We start from the raw sequence: 21055 nt of genomic DNA, 5'->3' as shown, positions 1-21055 counted from the left end.
ATTATGCTATGGGCGGCACCCCTGCGGCTCGGGGATGGCGGGTGAGGGTAAAATGCCCGCCATGATTCGTGTCTTCATCGGCTTCGACGCGGCCGAAACCGTCGCCTTCCACGTCCTCTCGCACAGCATCCACCGCCACGCCACCGAGCCGGTGAGCGTGTCGCCCGTGATGCTTTCGCAGCTGGGCAAGGTCTTCACCCGCGAGCGGGTCCCGATGCAATCGACGGACTTCGCCTTTTCACGCTTCCTCGTGCCCCATCTCGCGGGCTACGAGGGCTGGGCCATCTTCATGGACTGCGACATGCTCGTGCGCGCCGACATCGCCGGGCTCTGGGCGAAGCGCGACGAGCGCTATGCCGTCCAGGTGGTCAAGCACAACCACGTCCCCCAGGAGCAGACCAAGTTCCTCGGCGCCGTGCAGACGAAATACGAGAAGAAGAACTGGTCCTCGGTGATGCTCCTGAACTGCGGACGCTGCAAGGCGCTGACGCCCGAGTTCGTGAACACCGCGACCGGCCTCCAGCTCCACCAGTTCAAGTGGCTGGGCGACGACAACCTCATCGGCGAGATCCCGACTGCGTGGAACCACCTCGTGGGCCACGATCCCTACCGGGATGACGCGGCGCTGGTCCACTTCACCGTGGGCGGTCCCTGGTTCAAGGAATACGAGGGCTCCGACTACGCCGGCGAATGGTTCCGCGAACGTGACCTCGTGCTCGAAAGCCAGCAGCGCGTCCGGATCGCGGCCGAGGCCGGGAAGAAATGAGCGAACTCGCGAAGCTCCTCCAGCACGGCGAGGACGCGGTCTACGCGGGCCAGTTCGCGCAGGGCGAGGCCGCCGCCCGCCACGTGATCGGGCAAAGCCCGGGCACCGCGCGAGCCCACTACATCCTCGCGATTTCGTCGCTCTTCCAGAATCGCCACGCCGATGCGCTCGCGCATGTTGAAAAGGCGGTCGAGCTCGACGGCGCCGAATCCCAGTTCCATTTCACCAAGGGTGTGTGCCTCGCGGCCGTCGGTCGCCCCGCCGAGGCGATCCACGCCTACCGTCGTGCCCTCGAGCTGCGGCCGATGTTCTTCGAGGCGCGCGCCAACCTCGGCAACCTGCTCGAGACCGCGCAGCGGTTCGACGAAGCCGCGGAGCAGTACTCGCGCGCGCTCCGGATGAAACCGGACGTGGTGCCGGTGCTCAATGGCCTGGGCGTGAGCGAAATCGCCATGGGCCGGTTCGAGGACGCCGTGCGCCACCTCCAGCGCGCCCTGAGCCTGCAGCCGGACTTCGCGACCGCCCACAACAACATCGCGAGCGCCTACGGAAAATTGAAGCAGGGCGAGAAGGCGATCGAGCACCTGAGGCGCGCCGTCGCGATTCGCCCGGACTTCGCCGATGCGTGGATCTCGCTGGGCGAACAGCTCTACATGGCCGGGCGCGACAAGGAAGCCGTTCCCTGTCTTGACCGCGCGTTGGCCATCGATCCGGACAACGAAGGCATCCGTTACCTGCGCGACTCGATCGCCGGCGTGAAGGTGGGCCGCGCGCCCGATACGTTCGTGCGCGACTTCTTCGATCGTTTCGCCGCCGATTTCGACAAGCGCCTCACCGTGGACCTCGAATACCGCACGCCGCAGGAATTCATCGCGTTCCTCGAGCCCGTGTTCAAGTCGCGTCCGAAGATGCGCATCGCCGATCTGGGCTGCGGCACGGGACTCTCGGGAATCCTCCTGCGGCCGCACGCCTCGTACATGGTGGGCGTGGACCTCTCGGGGAAGATGCTCGAGAAGGCGCGCGAGCGGGCCGTTTTCGATGAGCTCGCCGAAATGGAGGTCGCCGCATTCCTCGAAGGACGCGAGGCGGCGTCGTTCGACCTCGTCACCGCCGTGGACGTGTTCGTCTACGTGGGCGATCTCGCTCCGGTGTTCCGTGCCTCGCGCCATGCGCTGCCGCCCCGCGGCCTCTTCGCGTTCTCGGTGGAGCGCCTCGACGGTGCGGGCGAGGGCGAGGACTTCAGGCTGGCCCGCACGGGCCGCTATGCGCACTCGGATGCGTACGTGAAGGCGCTGGCCGCCAAATCCGGATGCGCGCTCGTCGACGAGCGCGACACGGTCCTTCGCAAGGAGGACGGCAAACCCGTCCACGGGCGCCTGTACCTCTTCGAGATGCTGCCGGGCTGATGGGGGACTACAACCAGCTCGCGTACCTCCGCCACCTGATTCCCAAGGCGGACGGGCCGGTCCTCGAGATCGGCAGCAAGGAATACGGCTCGACGTCGACCTTCCGCGACCACTACTCCGACGTGGAGTACGTCGGCGTCGACATGGCCGAAGGACCGGGCGTCGATGTCGTCGCGGACCTCACGAAGGGCATCGGATCCCTGAAGGAAGGCTATTTCTCGCTCGGCATCTGCTGCTCGGTGCTCGAGCATGTCGAGAAGCCCTGGGTCTTCGCGGAGAATCTCTCGCGGCTCTTCCGTCCCGGCGGCAAGCTGTACATGTCGGTGCCGTGGGTATGGCGCTACCACCCGTACCCCGACGACTACTTTCGTTTCTCGCACAAGGGCGTGATGTCGCTGTTCGATCGCTTCGACTGGTCGGATCTCTACTACTCGTCCACGACGCCAGGCGAATTCTTCGAGATCACCGGGGGCGGGGAGGTCCCGACCGTCGACGACAAGCTGGCGGCACTCGTGGACGACGGGAAAGGCGTGAAGCGCAAGTACCTGCCCTATCTCATGGTCAACATGACCGGCACGCGCAAGACCGATCCATGAAGATCCTCTTCACCACCGTCGCCCCGCTGCGCCAGGGTCCGGCGGGCGCGACCTCCGACCTCGCATCCGCGCGCTACCGCGTACTCATTCCCGCGCAGCAGCTCGCGCGGCTTGGCCACCAGGTACAGCTTGCGGCGCTGCCCGCCGACGGCTGGCCCGCGTCGGTGACGCAGAACCCGTGCGATGTGCTCGTGATTTCCAAGAGCTTTCACGCGGAGAACGAAACGCTCGCCGCCGGGATGAAGGCGCGCGGCGTGAAAGTCGTCGTCGATTTCTGCGATGACCATTTCGAGCACGCGCAACACGGCGCGCACCAGCGCAAGCTCGTGGAGCTCGCGGACACCGTGGTCGCGAGCACCGAGACGATGGCCGCGGCGATCCTCAAGCACACGGGCCGCGAAGCGATCGTCGTCACGGATCCCGTCGAGGGTCCGCGGCGATTCCCGAAATTCGCGCCGCAGCTGCCGGCTTTGCGCGTGTTGTGGTTCGGCCATGGATCGAACCTGAATGGTCTCGTCGCGCGTGGCGCGCAGTTGAAGGCGCTCGCCGACGTGATGCCGGTGCGGCTCACAGTCCTGACGACACCGTCCAATGACTCCGCGACGTTCGTGGCGCAGTTCGCTACTTCGCTCGGCATCGATTCCTCGCGCTTGCGCGTCGAGTACCAGCCGTGGTCCCTCGAAGCGACGTGGAAGGCGTTCGAAGCCTGCGACCTCGTCTGGATTCCGGTCGTCGACGGCGACCAGAAGGCCGCGAAGAGTCCCAACCGTCTCATCGAGCCTTTGTGGGCCGGGCGCTTCGTCGTCGCGGACCCCGTGCCTTCGTACATGCCTTTTGCCGACATCGTTCCGGTGGGCCAGGACCTCGCGAAGGCCGTGCAGGCGGCCCTCGACGATCCGGCCGGCACCGAGACGCGAATGCGCGAAGCGCAGCGCCGGATCGCGCGCGACCATTCGGCCTTCGAATGCGGGCGCCGCTGGGCGGCGGCGCTCGGCGAGCGCGATGCGCGACCGATGCGGCTCAACCTCGGGTGCGGCGACAAGATCCTCCCGGGCTACGTGAACGTGGACGTGGTCGAGGCGCGCGCCGGCATGAAGCCCGACGTGATCTGCGATCTCCACGATCTCGTGCCCTTCGCCGACGCGACGGCCGACGAGATCCTCTCGGTCCACGTCGTCGAGCATTTCTGGCGCTGGGAAATTCGCGATGTGCTGCGCGAGTGGGTGCGCGTCCTGAAGCCGGGCGGGAAGATGGTCGTCGAATGCCCCAACCTGGAAAGTGCCTGCCGCACCTTCCTCGAGAATCCCGCGCAGTTCTCGCGCGAGGACAAGGACGGGCAGCGCACGATGTGGGTCTTCTACGGCGACCCGGCGTGGAAGGATCCGCTGATGATCCATCGCTGGGGCTACACCCCGGAATCGCTGCGCGCGCTGCTCGCCGACGTCGGCCTCCAGGACATTCGCCAGGAGCCCGCGCAATTCAAGCTGCGCGAACCGCGCGACATGCGCGTCGTCGGAGTGAAGCCATGAGCAGCAGCATGCCCCCGGAAGGGTCGGCCTACGTCCAGTGGTTCCACGATGGCAACGTCTGGAAGTACATGACGTGGCACGGTATCCGCACGCTCAAGTTTCCCGCGGATATCTGGAACTACCAGGAGATCATCTTCGAGCGGGGCATCGACTACGTGGTCGAGACGGGCACGCGCCACGGTGGGTCCGCGCTCTTCTTCGCGGAGACGCTCGCGGCGCGCAACAGCGCGGGCTTCGTCGTGTCGTGCGACGTCGACGCGGCCTCGCGGCAGGTCGCTTCGCATCCGCGGATCAATTTCCTCGTGGGCGACAGCGGTTCGCCGGAGATGGTCGCGAAGGCGCTCGCGTTGCTGCCGGAGAAGCGCTCGCCGATCCTCCTGATCCTCGACTCCGATCATTCGCGCGACCACGTGCTGCGCGAATTGCGCGCGTGGATCCCGCCGCTCAAGCGTGGGGACTACGTGATCGTGGAAGACACCATCGTGAACGGGCACCCGCTTCGCCCGGATCACGGACCGGGGCCGTGGGAAGCGCTCGAGGAGTTCCACAAGGAATCTCCCGGACTGCTGCTCCACGACCCGGTGCGCGAGCACAAGTTCGGGGCGACCTTCGCGCCCCGCGGCTACCTCGTGCGCACGTAGCGTTCGTCAGAACGCGTCGAAGGTCACCTTCAGGAAGACGCCGCGACGCGGCGCGTCGTAGCCCACCGACGTCTCGTAGCGCTTGTCGAGCAGGTTCGTGGCGATCACGTCCACGGCCCAGCGCTTGTCGAACCGGTATCGAACGCGTGCATCCACGACCGCATAGCCCGGCAGCCGGCTCGCTTCGGATTCGTTGCGCGAGTCGAAGCGATCACCGCTCCCCAGGACCGAGAGGCCCGTGGTCCAGTCGCCGAAGTCGCGCGACAGGTCCACCGTTCCGAACTGCTTCGCGCGTCCCTGCAACCGGTAACCCGTGTCCTCATCCTCGGGTCGCTGCACGGTGAGGTTGCCGCGAATGCGCACACCCCAGTACGTACCGTTCACCGAAGCCTCGACGCCCTTGATGCGCGCGCGGGCGACGTTCTGCGAGCTCATCGTGGCGAAGTCGTAGGTGATGAGGTCTTCGATCTGGTTGTCGAAGTAGGTCGCCTTCCAGCCCCAGGCGCTGCCGGGGTTGGCGCGGACCGAGAACTCGACGCTCTTGCTGCGCTCGGGACGAAGATCCGGATTGGGCTGGTAGAAATCCGATGCCGGACCGTAGAGGTCGAAGAACGTGGGCGCGCGGAATCCTTCGCCGTACGTCGTCGAGACCAGGCCGACACCCTGCCACGGCACGCCGTAGCTGAACGAGCCCGTGGTGCGGTTGCCGAACTGGTCATCGCGGTCGTAGCGCAGGCTCGCCTCGAGCCGCTGGTTCTGCCACGTCTCGTTGACGCCGCCGAAGATCGAGCCGATATCGCGATGATCCTGGGTGAATGCGGAGTTCGACGAGACCTCCTGGCGCAGGCCCTCGAGGCCGATGAGCGCGACACCCCCCGGGCTCGTCACGAATTCGTTGATCCACGTGATCTGGTTCTGGCGAGTGCGGAAGTTCGAGGTGAAGGCGCCCGTCGTCTCGATCTCGTCCTGCCCGAACCCGTAGCTGAGGCGGCTCGTCCATCCGGGATAGAACTCGGTCGAGGAAGTGATACCCGCGCCGAAGATCGACTGGTCGTTCAGGTCGTCGTGGCGATTCCCAAGGTCGTCGGGGCAGCCGTCGAAATGCGTCTTGCCGCGCGAGTAGAACGTGTTGACCGCGATCGTCTCGCCCTGCCAGAGCTTGCGCGAGTACTTGGCTTCGGCGAACGCGTTCTTGTAGGGATCGCGGTCCTCGTCGTGGCAGAACGAGCGCGCGTTCGTTGCGCTCGGCGCATCGACCTTGCGGCCGCCGGCCGACAGCGAGAACGAGTTGTTCTGGTCGGCGCCGGTGACGCCGGCCGCGACGCGTCCGTCGCTGTCCTCGCCGTATCCGGCGGAGACGAACAGGTGCGGAACGGATTTTCCGCGCGTGAAGATCTGCACGACGCCGCCGATCGCGTCCGACCCGTAGAGACTCGACAGCGGTCCCTTGACGATCTCGATGCGCTCGATCAGCTCGATCGGAATGTTCTCGATCGACGTCGTGCCGACCGTGGCGGAACCGGCGCGGATTCCGTCGATGAGGATCAGCGTCTGCGCCGTACCCGCGCCGCGCATCATCAAACCGACTGGTTGGCCGGGTCCGCCCGTGCCGCGTATCTCGACGCCCGCGCGCCGCAACAGGATATCGGCGAGCGATTGCGTGCCGGCATTCTCGAGGTCGGCGCGCGTGATGACGATGGCCTCGCGCAAAGTGGCGGCATCGGGCCGCATGCTTCGCGTCGCGGTGACGACCACGGTATCCACGGAGGGCGGTGAAGCGGTCAACGGCACCTGGGCTTGCGAGCCGAGGCTTGCGAGCCCGACGAGGCCCGCAAAGGGCAATACTTTCATGGAGATGGTTTCCTTCCTCCGCGCAGCAAGCGTCCCCGCAGGCTGCAGGTTCTCGATATGGAAAGACACGGGGACACGCTCCGTGTTCGTTCCTCCGGCGCGATGGGACCGGTCTCCGGGCTTGCGAGTCCTGACCGCCGCCTTCCCACGGCCCCTTTCCAGGGGTCGCAGTGGCGGGTTACTGGCGGTCCACGCTTCGCATACCGTTGCGGGGGCAGCGCCGGCTTTTCACCGGCTTCCCGAGCATCCAATCGCTGGCGCAATGATACCCCTTCCGCTCGAAACCACTTTCAAAAGAGCAGCTTATGCATTGACGCGCTGGGGCTTTTCCAATAGGGTGGCTGTCATGGAACCGGAACTTTCGGCGCTCGAGGAGAAGCTCTCCCTGCTCGTGCAGCGGCTGAAAACGTTGCGGGAGGAGAATCGCGACCTGCGCCAGCAGATCGCTTCCCGCACCGACGAGAACGTGCGCGTGGGCGAAAAGCTCGCCGCGGCGAAGGCGCGCATCGAAGCGCTGCTCAAGCAGATCCCCGAGACTGAGTCGTGAGCGAGAAGGGCGCGCTCACCATCAACCTGCTCGGCCGCGAGTTCCGCGTCGGCTGCCCCGAGGGCGAAGAGCAGCAATTGATGGCGTCGGTCGAATACCTCAATCGCAAGCTGCGCGAAACGCGCGACACCGGCAAGGTCGTCGGCAATGAACGCATCGCGCTGATGGTGGCGCTGAACATCGCGCACGAATTCCTACAGCGCAAGCCGGGAGATTCCGGCGTTGACGGCACCGCGATTCGTCGTAGAATCGCTTCAATGCAGGAGAATCTCGAGGCGGCGCTGTCTGCCGACCAGGAGAATCTGTTCTGAGGTTTCCTGCGGTGTTCGTCCAGGCTTACATCCTTTGAACCGATAAATGTCAGCTATGGATGCTCGCCTTAAGAGCGCTATTGTGCGCGTCCCACGTCGGACGTACCTGCGGCGCTCGGTGAGTGACCGACTTGGACCCCTGGGTTCGAGAGTGCGGCCTGGACGAACACCGCAGGACATCTAGATGGCGTACTGGTTGATGAAGTCCGAACCCGACGAGTTCTCGATCGACGACCTCGCCGCGGCCCCGAAGCAATCCACCCCCTGGTTCGGCGTGCGCAACTACATGGCGCGCAACTACATGCGCGACCACATGCGCGTGGGCGATGGCGTCCTGTTCTACCACTCGAGCTGCGAAGTGCCTGGCGTCTACGGCCTGGCGGAAGTCTCGAGCACGCCGTATCCCGACGATTCGCAGTTCGACAAGAAGAGCCCGTACTACGACCCGAAGGCGAAGCGCGAGGAACCGCGCTGGATGCTCGTGGACGTGAAGCTCGTGAAGAAGACGCGCGTGCTGTCGCTCGAGGAAATGCGCACGCTCCCGCAGCTCGCCGAGATGGTGACGCTCAAGCGCGGCAACCGGCTCTCCATCACGCCGGTGAGTGCTGCCGAATGGAAGTTCATCACGAAGCACCTGAAGTGACATGCCGCTAGGCGAGCTGTCGGTCTACCTCGGTGTCGGGATCGTCGTCGGCTTCTTCGCGGGCCTGCTGGGCATCGGCGGCGGCATCGTCATCGTCTCCACGCTCGCCCTGCTGTTCACCGCGCACGGCTATCCCCCTGAGTACGTCATGCATCTGGCGATCGGCACGTCGCTCGCGGCGATCATCGCCGGGTCCTGGTCGAGCTTTCGCACGCACAACAAGCACCGCGCGGTCGACTGGGAGGTCGTGAAGCACATGACGCCCGGATTGCTCGTCGGGGTTGCGAGCGGCGTGGTGCTCGCGCGCTTCGTGCCGACGGCCTTCCTGAAGTATTTCTTCCTCGGTTTCATGGCCATCCTCACCTTCCAGATGGCCTTCAACCTGCGGCCCAAGCCCGCGCGCGAGTTGCCCGACCGCTCGGGGCTCGCGGGCGTCGGGGTCTTCATCGGAATCGTCTCGAGCCTGTTCGGCGGCGGTGCTGCCGCGATCGGCGTGCCGTTCCTCACCTACTGCAACATGACCACGCACAAGGCGATCGGCACGTGCGCGGCAATGGGATTTCCGCTCGCGATCGCGGGAACGATCGGCTACGTGATTGCGGGATGGACGGTCGAGGGCTTGCCCAGGGGAAGCCTCGGGTTCGTGTATGTCCCTGCGTTCTTGGGCATCTCAGTGACCAGCATCTTCGTCGCGCCCTGGGGTGCCAAGCTCGCGCACAAGCTGGGCGGCGCAACGCTGCGGCGCATCTTCGCGCTGCTGCTGGTCGGGATGGGAATCAAGATCGCCGTGTCGGTGTGAAAGTAGAGGGGTCAGATCCTTCTACTTGCAAGTAGCCGCAAGTAGAAGGATCTGACCCCTCTACTTTCACTGCTCGGGCAGCGGGCTCTTGTTGGGGCTCCAGTACGTGAGCTGGCTCCAGTACGACGCACCTTCATTGCCCACGGGGCCCACGTCGCATTCGCCGCACACCGACATCGACGCGCGATCCTTGTCCATCGCTTCCTTCATCTGCCGGCGGCCCGCGCCGAAGAGGATCTCGCTGAACTTGTGCGTGCGCAGGTTCCCGAGCACGCCCGCTTGCGGATGCATGCAGCAGGGCACGACCGTTCCGTCGGCATCGACGTAGAGCAGGTTGATCTCGCCGAACCACGGGTGGGCGTTGAACTCCTCGGGTTGCGCGAGGAACACGCACGAGCCCTTGGGCGCGACCATCTCGCGGCCGGTGAGGTTCTCCTTCGCTTCGGGCAGCGCCATCCAGCGGCGGAACTCGGGCGTCCAGCCGCGCGGCCGGAGGATGTCTTCCCAGCGTTGCGCATCCTGCTGCGTGCGGATGACCGAGCGCGTCCACAGCTGTGTGGCCGGCGAATAGCGGTCGCGGAGTTCGCGCGCTCGCTCGAGGAATTCGATGAACTTCTCCCACTTCGAAGGCGGGCGCAGGCGCTCGTACTCGGCGGGCGAGCCGTCGCCGTCGCAGCTCACCACGAGCTTGTTGACGACTTCGAGCTTCAACATCGCCTCGAAATCCTGCCAGTCCACCTTCTGCGCGTTGGTGCTGATCTCGACGACCGAGGGCTTCCATTTCTGCTTCGGGATCTGCGCCACGATCTCCGCGAGGTTCTTGTGCAGCAGCGGCTCGCCGAAGTTGTAGAGGCGCAGCGTGTGGATGCGCTCGACGTCGATGTTGCCGAGGATCGTCGCGAAGTCCTCCACCGAGATGCGCTTCACCTTGGGCAGCAGGACGGAGTTCGGGCAGCCGACGCATTGGAGCTGGCAGCCGTGCACGATGTCGATGTGCGCCGTGAAGATGTGCCTGGGCTGGCGCGTCACGGGCGAGGGCGAGGCGTTCTTGCGGAATTCGATGACTTTGCTCATGGGCTCGATTCAGGCATCGCACCAGCGGCGCGCGATGTTGCGGAAGAGGTCGACGGATTGTTCGATGCGATGGAGCGAGCACCATTCGTCGGTCTGGTGCGCGAGGGTCGGTTCGCCGGGGCCGAGGATCACCGCGGGCACGCCACCGCCAAAACCGCGCTTGAGGTCCGAGCCGTCGGTGGAAAACGTGATGGTTTTCGGTGTCGGGCGGCCTTCGAGGAACGGCGTGCAATCCTCGAACACCGTTTGCATCCATTCGGTCTGCGGCTCGGTGTAGAGCGGCGCGCAATCGACGAGCTGGCGCACGCGCGCGCCCCGCGGCGCGAGCAACGTTTGCAGTGACTTGCACAAGTGGCCGTGGTCGATGCCGGGGACCGTGCGCATGTCGATCGTGATCGCCGCGGCGTCCGGCACGGAATTGGTGTTGATGCCGCCGCGGATCGTGCCGACGTTCATCGTGGGTTTGCCCATGACCGGATGAGACTCCACCGGGAAGTGGAAGTGCCCGAGATCGTCGATCACGCGGGCCATCTTGAGGATGGCGTTGTCGCCCACTTCCGGCATCGAGCCGTGAGCGGTGACGCCACGCGTCTCCACCTCGAACCAGCACAGGCCCTTGTGGCCGACGTAGGGGAAGTTGCCCGTGGGCTCGGCGACGACGATGGCACCGGCGCGCCCGAGCAATTTCTTGTCGGCGAGGTAGCGCGCGCCTTCGCAGCCGATCTCTTCGCCCGCGGTGATCACCAGCACGAGGCCCGGGCCGCGCGCGAGGTGCGGAGCGAGCTCCACGGCGGCTGCGACGAAGGCCGCGACGCCGCCCTTCATGTCCGTTGAACCGCGGCCGTAGATCTTGTCGCCGTCCGTCTCGCCCGCGAAGGCATCCTTCGTCCACGGCGCCGCACCCAGCGGCACGGTGTCGATGTGGCCGGTGAAGCACAGCGGCGCTTTCGCGTCGCTTCCGCCGATCGTGGCGACGAGGCTGGTGCGCGCCTCGGCGTACTCGTGATAGCGGACGGTGAATCCCGCCGTCTCGAGGAGCGCGCCCAGGTGGCGCGCGCACGCGCGCTCCATCCCCGGCGGATTGATCGTGTTGTAGGCGAGGAGCTCGCGCGTCAGCACGCGGGCGTCGAGGCGGGCGGTCATGGTGACTTTTTTGTCCGGATACACTAGGCCGCCAGGCGGCGCAGCGCTTCCTGGTACTTCTCGCTCGTCTTGAGGGCGACCTCGCGCGGCACGTCGGGCGCGGGCGGCTGGCGATTGAAGCCGATCGAGTCGAGCCAGTTGCGGATGTACTGCTTGTCGAAGCTCTCGGGGACTTCGCCTTCCTTCCAAGTGGCCGCGGGCCAGAAGCGGGAGGAATCGGGCGTGAGGGCTTCGTCGATGATGTGGAGCTTGCCGGCCGCATCCACGCCGAACTCGAACTTCGTGTCGGCGATGATGATGCCCTTGGTGAGGGCGTACTCGGCCGCGGCCTTGTAGAGCTTGAGCGCGACCTCGCGCACTTCCTTCGCGCGCGCTTCGCCTACGGTGGCGCTCATCTGCTCGAACGAGATGTTCTCGTCATGGATGCCGGCTTCGGCCTTGGTCGCGGGCGTGAAGATCGGCTCGGGAAGCTTCGAGGCGCGCTTGAGGCCCGCAGGCAACGAGATGCCGCAGACCTTGCCTGTCTCTTGATACTCCTTGAGACCGCCGCCTTCGAGGTAGCCGCGCACGACGGCTTCCACGGGCAGGGGCTTCAACTTCTTCACCACGATCGCGCGGCCGCGCACCTGGTCCGCTTCCTCGGGCTTCACCACGGTCAGCGGATCGATGCCGGTGAGCTGGTTGGGCACGAGGTGCGCGAACTTCGCAAACCAGAAGTTCGCCATCTCGGTGAGCACGCGGCCCTTCTCCGGGATCGGCGTGGGCAGGACCACGTCGAAAGCGGAGAGGCGGTCGGTGGTGACGATGAGCAGCTTGTCGTCGCCGACCGCGTAGATGTCGCGTACCTTGCCGCGCGCCACCAAAGGGAGCGAGGCAATCTTCGATTCGTACATCAGTTCACGACCGCGGCGAGCTCGCCCTTGGCGTAACGCGTGGCCATCTTCTCGAGGGTGATCGGCTGCAGCTTCGAGCCCATGCCGGCGCAGCCAAATTGCGTGTAGCGCTGCTTGCAGATTTCCTTGGCGGCGGCGCGCGCGGGCTTGAGGTAGTCGCGCGGGTCGAAGGCGCTCTTGTTGTCGTTCAGGTACTTGCGGATCGCGGCCGTCATCGCGAGGCGGATGTCGGTGTCGATGTTGATCTTGCGGACACCGTGCTTGATGCCTTCCTGGATCTCCTCGACGGGCACGCCGTAGGTTTCCTTCATCTCGCCGCCGTTCTCGCGGATCACCTTGAGGAGATCCTGCGGCACCGACGAGGAGCCGTGCATCACCAGGTGGGTGTTCGGGATGCGCTTGTGGATCTCCTTGATGCGTTCGATCGCGAGGATGTCGCCCGTGGGCTTGCGCGTGAACTTGTAGGCGCCGTGCGAGGTGCCGATGGCGATGGCGAGCGCATCGACGCCGGTCTTCTTCACGAAGTCGGCGGCCTGCTCGGGATCGGTGAGCAGCATCTCGCGCGTCATCGTGGAATCGGTGCCGTGGCCGTCTTCCTTGTCGCCGCGCATCGTCTCGAGCGATCCGAGGCAGCCCAGCTCGCCTTCGACGGACACGCCGAGACGGTGGGCCATGTCGACCACTTGCTTCGTCGTGGCGACGTTGTAGTCGTAGGAGGCGATGGTCTTGCCGTCGGCCTCGAGCGAGCCATCCATCATCACGCTGGAGAAGCCCAGCTTGATGGCGCCTTCGCACACCGCCGGGGACTGGCCGTGGTCCTGGTGCATCGCGACCGGCGTCTTCGGGTACGTCGCCACCGCGGCTTCGATGAGGTACTTGAGGAAGGTCTCGCCGGCGTACTTCCGGGCGCCGGCCGAGGCCTGCATGATCACCGGGCTGTCGGTCTCGCTGGCGGCCTCCATGATCGCCTGCACTTGCTCCAGGTTGTTCACGTTGAAGGCGGGGAGTCCGTAGCCGTTTTCGGCCGCGTGATCCAGCAGTTGACGCATCGAGACGAGAGCCATGGCGAATACCTCCGGGTAGGAGGGTCGATTTTACCCGTCTGGCGCACCCGGTAGGAACCCGGAGCGCAGGGAATTCAGACGTCGGCGGCGAACATCACCCGCTTCTGGCCCAGATGCTGCTCGTAGCCGTCGGCGGGGGGCGCCAGGCGCTCCACGTTGGAGAAGCCCACGCGCTTGAGCAGCCATTCCAGGCCCTCGATCGAGGGCGCCAGGCAGATCCCGCGGGCACTGGCTTCGGGGGCGTGGGTTTCCTCGGTTTCGTCGATGATCCCGAAGGAGCCGACCATGTGGCGCTGGAAGGTGTGCGCGCCCCAATCGACCACGCCGCTCATGTGCGGGACGACCTGGGTTTCGATGAGGAGCGTGCGCTTGGTGACCGCGCGCGCGAGGCGCAGGGCCCGCACCGGGTTTTCGAGGTGGTAGAGCAGGCCCAGCATGAGCGTCACGTCGTGCGTGCCGATGTCCTTGGCCTGCGCTTCCTCGAGATCGACCTGGCGCGTCGGAAAGCGGTTGGCGAGGCCCTGCACCTTGGCCATGAGCTTCGCGTCGTCCAGGTGCTCCTGGCGCGCATCGAGGCCCAGGACCGACTTCATGCCGCGGCCCAGGACGTGCAGCGCGAAGAAGCCCTGGTGGCAGGCGAGATCCACGGCCTCGAGGTCTTCGAGGCCTTCGCCGTAGCGCGCGTCCAGTGCCGCATCGAGCATCGCCAGGCGAGTGGTATGCACCTTCTCCACGCCGGCCGGCAGGTAACTCGCCGTGCGCGAGCCGTCGGGCAGGTCGAATTCGTAGAACCAGGAGCGTCCGCGCACCTGGTCGAGCAGGGCTGTCACGGAGCGCGCCGCTTGTGGTCGCCGACGCGCACGATCTTCATCGTGTTCGTCCCGCCGGCCTTGCCGATGGGCTCGCCGATCGTGAGGACGATGAGATCGCCTTCCGCCACCACGCCGCTGCGCACGAGCACGGCCTCGGCTTCCTCGAGGAGCTCCTCGCGGTCGTGGCCGACGTACTTCACCATCAGCGGGTAGGTGTCGCGAAAGAGCGTGGTGCGATAGCGCGTATTGGTCTGCGAGGTGAGGGCGTAGATCGGCACGCCGCAATTGAGGCGCGACATCCACAGCGCCGTCGAGCCCGACTCCGTGAGCGCGGCGATCGCCTTCACATTGAGGTGGTACGCGGTGAAGAGCGCGGCCATCGCGATCGACTGGTCGACGCGCTTGAACACGCGGTCGAGGAATTCACGGTCGAGCGTCACCGGATGGCTCTTCTCGGCTTCCACGCAGATACGGCTCATCGCCTCGATGGTCTCGACCGGGTACTGGCCCGAGGCGGATTCGGCCGAGAGCATCACGGCGTCCGTGCCGTCGAGCACGGCGTTGGCGACATCGGAGACTTCGGCGCGCGTGGGGACGGGGCTGGAGATCATCGACTCCATCATCTGGGTCGCGGTGATCGTGAGCTTGTTCAACTCGCGGGCGGTGCGGATCATGCGCTTCTGCAGGGCCGGAACCGACGCGTCGCCCACTTCCACCGCGAGATCGCCGCGCGCGACCATGATCCCGTCGCAGGCGTTCATGATGTCCTCGAGCGCGGGAATCGCTTCGGCACGCTCGATCTTGGCGATCAGCAGCGAGTCGCCTCCCGCGGCGCGCATCAGCTCCTTCGCCATGTACATGTCGGCGCCGCTCTTCGGGAAGGAGACCGCGAGGTAGTCGGCCTTCATCTGGGCCGCGGTGCGGATGTCGTCGATGTCCTTGGGCGTCAGCGCCGGCGCCGTGAGGCCGCCACCTTGCCGGTTGATGCCCTTGTTGTTCGAGAGCGTGCCGCCGTGGCGCGTGACCGTGTGGATCTCGTTGCCCTTCACCGAGGCCACGTCGAGGACGATCTTGCCGTCGTCGAGCAGCAGCACGTCGCCGGGGCGCACATCGCGCGGGAGTTCCTTGTAGTCGAGGCCTACGCGCGTGGCGTCGCCGGTCTCGCAGTCCGCGTCGAGGATGAACTTGTCGCCCTTGTTGAGCGCGACCTTGCCGTCCTTGAACTTGCCCACGCGGATCTTCGGACCCTGCAGGTCGGCCATGATGCCCACGGTGCGGTCGATCTTGCGGCAGGTCTCGCGCACGAGCTCCGCGCGCTTGAGGTGGTCTGCCGCGGTGCCGTGCGAGAAGTTGAGGCGGACCACGTCCACGCCCGCGAGGATCATGCGCTCGAGGACCGCGGGGTCGCTCGAGGCGGGACCCAGCGTGGCGACGATCTTCGTGCTTCGCTTCATAGCGCTCATGCAGCCGCCCTTTTCTCCAGGATCTCCACCGCGGGAAGGACCTTGCCCTCGAGGAACTCGAGGAACGCGCCGCCGCCCGTGGAGATGTAGCCGATGCGGTCGGTCACGCCGTATTTCGCGATCGCCGCCAGCGTGTCACCGCCACCCGCGATTGAAAATGCCTTGGATGACGCGATCGCGTCAGCCACTTCCTTCGTTCCATTGCCGAACGCCTCGAACTCGAACACGCCCACCGGACCGTTCCAGACGATCGTGCCTGCCATGCCGAGGATGCCCGCGTAGTGCTTCGCGGTGGCCGGGCCGATGTCGAGGATCATGTCGTCGTCCTCGACTTCCTTCGCGGCCTTGACGGTGGCCGGCGCGTCGGCGGCAAAAGTCTTCGCGACCACGACGTCGGTCGGGATCGGCACCTTCGCGCCGCGCGCTTCCATCATCACGAGGATTTCCTTGGCCTCGGGCAGCAGGTCGGGCTCGCACAGCGACTTGCCGATCGGCAGGCCCGCGGCGAGCATGAAGGCATTGGCGATGCCGCCGCCCACGATCAGCCGGTCGACGCGCTCGGAAAGGGTCTTGAGGATCGTGAGCTTCGTGGACACCTTGGAGCCCGCGACGATCGCCACCAGCGGCCGGCGCGGATTGGCGAGCGCCTTGCCCAGGGCATCGAGCTCCGCGGCGAGCAACGGGCCGGCGCAGGCGACCTTCGCGAACTTGGCGATGCCGTGCGTCGTGGCTTCCGCGCGGTGCGCGGTGCCGAAGGCGTCGTTCACATAGACGTCGCAAAGTGCGGCCATCTTCTGCGCGAGCTCGTCGGCGTTCTTTTTCTCGCCCACGTTGAAGCGGCAATTCTCGAGGAGCACGACCGCGCCGGGCTTCACGTCCACGCCGCCGAGCCAATCACGCACGAGGGGAACCTCGCGGCCGAGCAATTCGCCCAGGCGCTTGGCGATGGGGGCGAGCGAATCGGCCTCCGAGAACTGGCCCTCGGTGGGGCGGCCCAGGTGCGAAGTGACCATGACCGCCGCGCCCTTCTCGAGCGCGAGGCGAATGCCGGGCACCGACGCGCGGATGCGCGTGTCGTCGGTGATGGCGCCGCTGTCGTCCTGCGGGACGTTGAGGTCGGCGCGGATGAAGACGCGTTTGCCGGCCAGGTCGAGGTCGGCCATGCGCAGGACGTTCACTTCGGATCCTTTTTATCGAGGCCTTGCCTGCGCGAGGCGGCAAGGGTCGCCGAGAGCTCGTCGGTGATGCGGCTCGCGGTCGTACGAAACAGGAAGGGGAAGAGCCCGTGGAAGAACGCGGCGATTCCGCCGAGCGTCATCTTCACGCCGTAGCGCATCGCGAAGAAGGCGTGCTGCCAGTAGGACTCGCCGACGTCGTTGGGATGGGCCGTGAAGGGGTTGCGCATTGCCTCAGGGGTTCGGGGTGACGAGCTTGAGCCCCACGATCCCCGCGACGATCAGCAGGATGCACAGGATTCGCGCCACGTCGCGCGACTCGTTGAACAGGAACATGCCGAGGATCGCGGTGCCCACGGCGCCGACGCCCGTCCACACCGCGTAGCCGGTGCCGACGGGAATGGTGCGGAGTGCTACCGCGAGCAGCCAGATGCTCGCGACCATCGCGCCGACCACGAGCGTCGTGGGCATGGGCTTGCTGAAGCCGTCGGTGTACTTGAGACCGACGGCCCAGCCGATCTCGAAGAGACCGGCCACGATCAGCACGACCCACGCCATGCCCGGCTCCGTCACTTCGCGTTCATCAGCGCGACGGTGGTGTCGAGCATGCGGTTGGAGAAGCCCCACTCGTTGTCGTACCAGCTGCCGACCTTCACGAGGCGGCCGGAGACCTTGGTGAGCGTCGCGTCGAAGATCGAGGAGCGCGGGTCATGGTTGAAGTCGACGGAGACGAGCGGCGCCGTGCTGTAGCCGAGCACGCCCTTCCAGCCGGCCTCCTCGGAGGCGGCCTTCATGATGGCGTTGACCTCGTCGACCGTCGTGTCGCGTGCGGCGATGAACGAGAGGTCCACGAAGGACACGTTGATGGTGGGCACGCGCATCGAGAAGCCGTCGAGCTTGCCGTTCAACTCCGGGAGCACGAGGCCGACCGCGGCCGCCGCACCCGTCTTGGTCGGGATCATCGACATCGTGGCCGAGCGCGCGCGGCGGAGATCCTCGTGAAAGACGTCGGTGAGGACCTGGTCGTTGGTATAGGCGTGGATCGTGGTCATGAGGCCCGTGACCACGCCGATCTTCTCGTGCAGCGGCTTCACCAGGGGCGCGAGGCAATTGGTCGTGCACGAGGCGTTGGAGATGACGGTGTGCGCGGCCTTGAGCGTCGCGTGGTTCACGCCGTAGACGACGGTCGCGTCGACATCCTTGCCGCCGGGCGCCGAGATGATCACCTTCTTCGCGCCGCCCTTGAGGTGCGCCGAGGCCTTCTCCTTCGACGTGAAGAAGCCGGTGGATTCGAGCACGACGTCCACGCCCAGGCTGCCCCACGGCAGTTGCGCCGGGTCGCGCTGCGCGAAGACCTTGATGCGGTCGCCGTTCACGACCATGTGATCGCCATCGACCTTCACTTCGCCCGGGAACTTGCCGTGCGCGGTGTCGAAGCGCGTGAGGTGGGCGTTGGTTTCCACCGGGCCGAGGTCGTTGATCGCCACGATCTGGATGTCGTGCTTCTTGCCGCCCTCGTAGTGGGCGCGAAGGATATTGCGGCCGATGCGGCCGTAGCCATTGATGGCGACCTTGATAGGCATTTGCGTGTGAGCTCCGGGGGCGGGAAAAGCGGGGAAAGTGCTTATTTTATCCGACGAGCGCGGTGAGGTCCTGCCAGCCGTACGCCTCCTTGGCGAACGGGTGGCCGGCGAGCGTGTCGCTCGCTTCGGCGACGACTTCGCCGCCCAGGGCCGAGTAGAAGAGCCGGGCGCGGTTGGCCTTCAGCACCCAGAGGTAGAACCCGAAAAGGCCGTGGCGCACGAAGTGGCGCGCGCATTCGCGCACGAGGGCCGAGCCCACGCCGCGGCGCTGGTGCGACTGGAGGACGTAGAGCGCGTAGATCTCGGCCTCGAGGTGGTGGATCGGTTCGCGGGCGTCGCCGCAGAAGGCGAAGCCGACGATCCCCTCGCCGGGAAGCTCCACCACGAACGTCTTGCAGAAACCCTCGTCGCGCTCGAGCCACTGGCGCCACGCGAGCTCCGTCTTGCGTCCGGCTTCGCGCGCGATGACTTCGACCGGGAGGATGCCCGCGTAGGTCGTGCGCCAGCTCTCGCGATGCACGTGCGAGATCTGCGCCGCATCCTCGGCGGTGGCGACGCGAACGGCGAGTGTGGTGACGTCAGGCAACGCTGCGCACCGCGGCAACCAGGTGTTCGGTGTCCACACCCAGGAATTTGTAGACGTCCGCGGCGGGCGCCGATTCGCCGAAGCGATCCACGCCGACGGCGGCCCCTTCGAGGCCCACGTACTTGCGCCAGAAATCGGTGACGCCGGCTTCGATCGAGACGCGCGGCACGCCCTTGGTCAGCACCGAGGCGCGCCAGGCCGCATCCTGCCGGTCGAAGAGGCTCGTGCAGGGCATCGAGACCACGCGAACGGGAATGCCGCTCTCCGCAAGCACCTTCTGCGCCGCAAGAGCGATCTGCATTTCCGTGCCGGTGGCGATGATGATGGCCTTCGCCGTTCCCGAAGCTTCGGAGATCACGTAGCCGCCACGGCGGATCGCCGCGATCGCCTCGGGCGAGCGCTTCACGAACGGGCTGTTCTGGCGCGAGAGCGCGAGCGAGCTCGGGCCATCGTGGCGTTCGATCGCCATCGCCCAGGCCACCGCGGTTTCGACGGTGTCGCAGGGGCGCCAGACGTCCATTCCAGGAATGAGGCGCAGGCTCGCGACGTGCTCGACCGATTGGTGGGTCGGGCCGTCCTCGCCCAGGCCGATGGAGTCGTGCGTGAAGACGAAGATGTTGCGCAGCTTCATCAACGACGCCATGCGCAGGGCATTGCGCGAGTAGTCGGAGAACGTGAGGAACGTGCCGGAGTAGGGGATGAAGCCGCCATGCAGCGCGATGCCGTTGCCGGCCGCGGCCATGCCGAACTCGCGCACGCCGAAGTAGACGTAGTTGCCCGCCTGCTTGTCGGTGATCGCCTTGGTACCTGACCAATTGGTGAGGTTGGATCCCGTGAGGTCCGCGGAGCCTCCGAGGAAGCCGGGCAGGTGCGGTGCCAGCGCCTCGATGGCGAGCTGGCTCGCCTTGCGCGTGGCGACGGTCTCGCCCTTCTCGTTGGCCTTGGCGATGAGGCTCTCGACGGCGCCAGCCCAGCTCGCAGGCAACTTGCCCGACATCCGCTCGCGGAAGGCCTTCGCGGCCTCCGGGTGAGCCTTCTCGTAAGCCGCGAAACGGGCGTTCCATTCCTGCTCGAGCGTCGCGCCCTTGCCGCGCGCGTCCCAGCCTTCGTACACGGCCTTGGGAATCTCGAAGGGCGCGTGCTTCCAGCCGATCGCTTCGCGCGTCGCGGCGACTTCCTTGTCGCCGAGTGCGGCGCCGTGCACGGCATCCGTTCCCGCCTTCGAAGGCGAGCCCTTGCCGATCACCGTCTTGCAGCAGATGAGCGTGGGCTTGCTGGTCTCCTCGCGAGCCTCGGCGATCGCCGCTTCCAGCGCGCGCGGATCATGGCCGTCGACGTTGGGAATGACGTTCCAGCCGTACGCGGCGAATCGCATCGGCGTGTTGTCGCGGAACCAGCCCTCGACCTTGCCGTCGATGGAGATGCCGTTGTCGTCGTAGAGCGCGATGAGCTTCCCGAGCCCCAGCGTGCCCGCGAGCGAGCACGCTTCGTGCGAAATGCCTTCCATGAGGCAGCCGTCGCCGACGAACACGTAGGTGTGATGGTCGACGATCGCGTGGCCCGGACGGTTGAAGTCCGCGGCGAGGAGCTTCTCGGCGAGCGCGAAACCCACGGCGTTGGCCAGGCCCTGGCCCAACGGGCCCGTCGTGGTCTCCACGCCCGGCGTGAGACCGTGTTCCGGATGTCCCGGCGTCTTCGAATGGAGCTTGCGGAACGCGCGGATCTGTTCCATCGGCAGGTCGTAGCCCGAAAGATGCAGCAACGCGTACTGCAGCATCGAACCGTGTCCGTTCGACAGCACGAAGCGGTCGCGATCGACCCACGCGGGATTCGCGGGGTTGTGGCGCAGGAACTTGCGCCAGAGAACCTCGGAAATTTCCGCCATGCCCATGGGCATTCCCGGATGTCCGGAGTTTGCCGCTTGCACGGCATCCATCGCGAGAGCGCGAATGGCGTTGACGAGATCGGCGTGCGAAGCGGGTAGGACAGGCGTATCGGGCATCGGAGGGTTTCGGCTGTAACGACGGAGGCGTGAGGAAACTCGAAAAGACTTGTACAACGCAGGGAATATGCCATTATACTTTCGCACTTTTTTCCTGCGATATTTTTCGCTTGGGTAAACCTCTGCAAGACGGATTTCACCCGCCGCCCTGGGTTTAAGGGCGTTCCGCCT

General features: G+C 66.0%; 22 protein-coding genes, 1 other RNA gene and 1 riboswitch. Of the genes, 10 read left to right on the top strand and 13 right to left on the bottom strand.

Annotation, left to right across the window (positions count from 1 at the left end; genetic code table 11):
- Positions 1 to 61: 61 nt before the first annotated feature.
- From DSM104440_RS16565 to DSM104440_RS16545, 5 genes are read left to right on the top strand one after another with little or no spacing between them, the layout of a single operon-like run.
- The gene (locus tag DSM104440_RS16565; RefSeq protein ID WP_171164560.1) at positions 62 to 766 is read left to right on the top strand and encodes a glycosyltransferase; all 705 of its coding nucleotides are present in this window, start codon (positions 62 to 64) and stop codon (positions 764 to 766) included.
- On the top strand, positions 763 to 2172 hold the full coding sequence (locus DSM104440_RS16560; protein WP_171164558.1) for a tetratricopeptide repeat protein: 1410 nt from the start codon (positions 763 to 765) through the stop codon (positions 2170 to 2172). The genes DSM104440_RS16565 and DSM104440_RS16560 overlap by 4 nt, the downstream gene beginning before the upstream one ends.
- On the top strand, positions 2172 to 2768 hold the full coding sequence (locus tag DSM104440_RS16555; protein ID WP_171164556.1) for a class I SAM-dependent methyltransferase: 597 nt from the start codon (positions 2172 to 2174) through the stop codon (positions 2766 to 2768). Before DSM104440_RS16560 ends, DSM104440_RS16555 begins: the two co-directional genes overlap by 1 nt.
- On the top strand, positions 2765 to 4297 hold the full coding sequence (locus tag DSM104440_RS19430; protein WP_246212048.1) for a methyltransferase domain-containing protein: 1533 nt from the start codon (positions 2765 to 2767) through the stop codon (positions 4295 to 4297). The genes DSM104440_RS16555 and DSM104440_RS19430 overlap by 4 nt, the downstream gene beginning before the upstream one ends.
- Complete coding sequence (locus DSM104440_RS16545; RefSeq protein ID WP_171164554.1) at positions 4294 to 4938, top strand: CmcI family methyltransferase; 645 nt, start codon at positions 4294 to 4296, stop codon at positions 4936 to 4938. The genes DSM104440_RS19430 and DSM104440_RS16545 overlap by 4 nt, the downstream gene beginning before the upstream one ends.
- A 6-nt stretch (positions 4939 to 4944) precedes the next feature.
- Here the strand turns inward: DSM104440_RS16545 and DSM104440_RS16540 are convergent, their stop codons facing one another.
- Positions 4945 to 6789 carry a TonB-dependent receptor domain-containing protein gene (locus DSM104440_RS16540; RefSeq protein ID WP_171164552.1) on the bottom strand — a complete coding sequence of 615 codons (1845 nt, stop codon included), beginning with the start codon at positions 6787 to 6789 and terminating at the stop codon, positions 4945 to 4947.
- An 89-nt stretch (positions 6790 to 6878) separates the two neighbouring features.
- Positions 6879 to 7077, bottom strand: a riboswitch (cobalamin riboswitch).
- A gap of 58 nt (positions 7078 to 7135) precedes the next feature.
- Here DSM104440_RS16540 and DSM104440_RS16535 point away from each other — a divergent pair.
- From DSM104440_RS16535 to DSM104440_RS16520, 5 genes are all read left to right on the top strand, one after another.
- Complete coding sequence (locus DSM104440_RS16535; protein ID WP_171164550.1) at positions 7136 to 7336, top strand: hypothetical protein; 201 nt, start codon at positions 7136 to 7138, stop codon at positions 7334 to 7336.
- Entirely contained in the window at positions 7333 to 7647 is a 315-nt protein-coding gene (locus DSM104440_RS16530) for a cell division protein ZapA (RefSeq protein WP_171164548.1), read from the top strand. Before DSM104440_RS16535 ends, DSM104440_RS16530 begins: the two co-directional genes overlap by 4 nt.
- Positions 7648 to 7829: non-coding RNA, 6S RNA (ssrS, locus tag DSM104440_RS19635), on the top strand. It begins immediately after the preceding gene.
- A 2-nt stretch (positions 7830 to 7831) separates the two neighbouring features.
- Complete coding sequence (locus DSM104440_RS16525) at positions 7832 to 8290, top strand: EVE domain-containing protein (RefSeq protein ID WP_171164546.1); 459 nt, start codon at positions 7832 to 7834, stop codon at positions 8288 to 8290.
- Between the two features lies 1 nt (position 8291).
- Positions 8292 to 9089, top strand: a complete 798-nt coding sequence (locus DSM104440_RS16520; protein WP_171164544.1) for a sulfite exporter TauE/SafE family protein — start codon at positions 8292 to 8294, stop codon at positions 9087 to 9089.
- Between the two features lie 66 nt (positions 9090 to 9155).
- On the opposite strand, the gene DSM104440_RS16515 is transcribed toward DSM104440_RS16520, so the two are convergent.
- The 12 genes from DSM104440_RS16515 to tkt form a co-directional block, all read right to left on the bottom strand.
- Entirely contained in the window at positions 9156 to 10163 is a 1008-nt protein-coding gene (locus DSM104440_RS16515; protein ID WP_171164542.1) for a radical SAM/SPASM domain-containing protein, read from the bottom strand.
- 9 nt (positions 10164 to 10172) lie between these two features.
- A complete protein-coding gene (locus DSM104440_RS16510; RefSeq protein WP_171164540.1) occupies positions 10173 to 11306 on the bottom strand; it encodes a M20 family metallopeptidase in 1134 nt (377 codons plus the stop codon).
- A 23-nt stretch (positions 11307 to 11329) separates the two neighbouring features.
- Positions 11330 to 12199, bottom strand: coding sequence for a phosphoribosylaminoimidazolesuccinocarboxamide synthase (locus DSM104440_RS16505; RefSeq protein WP_171164538.1), 870 nt, complete (start codon positions 12197 to 12199; stop codon positions 11330 to 11332).
- The gene (fba, locus tag DSM104440_RS16500) at positions 12199 to 13263 is read right to left on the bottom strand and encodes a class II fructose-bisphosphate aldolase (protein WP_171164535.1); all 1065 of its coding nucleotides are present in this window, start codon (positions 13261 to 13263) and stop codon (positions 12199 to 12201) included. The genes DSM104440_RS16505 and fba overlap by 1 nt, the downstream gene beginning before the upstream one ends.
- A 74-nt stretch (positions 13264 to 13337) precedes the next feature.
- Positions 13338 to 14093, bottom strand: coding sequence for a class I SAM-dependent methyltransferase (locus tag DSM104440_RS16495; protein ID WP_171164533.1), 756 nt, complete (start codon positions 14091 to 14093; stop codon positions 13338 to 13340).
- Complete coding sequence (gene pyk, locus DSM104440_RS16490; protein ID WP_171164531.1) at positions 14090 to 15529, bottom strand: pyruvate kinase; 1440 nt, start codon at positions 15527 to 15529, stop codon at positions 14090 to 14092. Before pyk ends, DSM104440_RS16495 begins: the two co-directional genes overlap by 4 nt.
- Positions 15530 to 15534: 5 nt before the next feature.
- On the bottom strand, positions 15535 to 16716 hold the full coding sequence (locus tag DSM104440_RS16485; protein ID WP_171164529.1) for a phosphoglycerate kinase: 1182 nt from the start codon (positions 16714 to 16716) through the stop codon (positions 15535 to 15537).
- Positions 16713 to 16943, bottom strand: coding sequence for a DUF6356 family protein (locus DSM104440_RS16480; protein WP_171164527.1), 231 nt, complete (start codon positions 16941 to 16943; stop codon positions 16713 to 16715). Before DSM104440_RS16480 ends, DSM104440_RS16485 begins: the two co-directional genes overlap by 4 nt.
- A 4-nt stretch (positions 16944 to 16947) precedes the next feature.
- Positions 16948 to 17271 carry a quaternary ammonium compound efflux SMR transporter SugE gene (gene sugE, locus DSM104440_RS16475; RefSeq protein WP_171166048.1) on the bottom strand — a complete coding sequence of 108 codons (324 nt, stop codon included), beginning with the start codon at positions 17269 to 17271 and terminating at the stop codon, positions 16948 to 16950.
- Positions 17272 to 17282: 11 nt separating this feature from the next.
- Positions 17283 to 18296 (bottom strand): type I glyceraldehyde-3-phosphate dehydrogenase, encoded by a 1014-nt coding sequence (gap, locus tag DSM104440_RS16470; RefSeq protein ID WP_171164525.1) that lies wholly within the window; start codon positions 18294 to 18296, stop codon positions 17283 to 17285.
- A gap of 46 nt (positions 18297 to 18342) precedes the next feature.
- Complete coding sequence (locus DSM104440_RS16465) at positions 18343 to 18882, bottom strand: GNAT family N-acetyltransferase (RefSeq protein WP_171164523.1); 540 nt, start codon at positions 18880 to 18882, stop codon at positions 18343 to 18345.
- Complete coding sequence (tkt, locus tag DSM104440_RS16460) at positions 18875 to 20884, bottom strand: transketolase (RefSeq protein WP_171164521.1); 2010 nt, start codon at positions 20882 to 20884, stop codon at positions 18875 to 18877. Before tkt ends, DSM104440_RS16465 begins: the two co-directional genes overlap by 8 nt.
- Positions 20885 to 21055: the final 171 nt, after the last annotated feature.

The sequence above is a fragment of the Usitatibacter palustris genome (assembly GCF_013003985.1).
In the GTDB taxonomy this organism is placed as follows: Bacteria; Pseudomonadota; Gammaproteobacteria; order Burkholderiales; family Usitatibacteraceae; genus Usitatibacter; species Usitatibacter palustris.
Note: the sequence above shows the minus strand (reverse complement) of the source record. Positions and strands in the feature narration are given on the sequence as shown.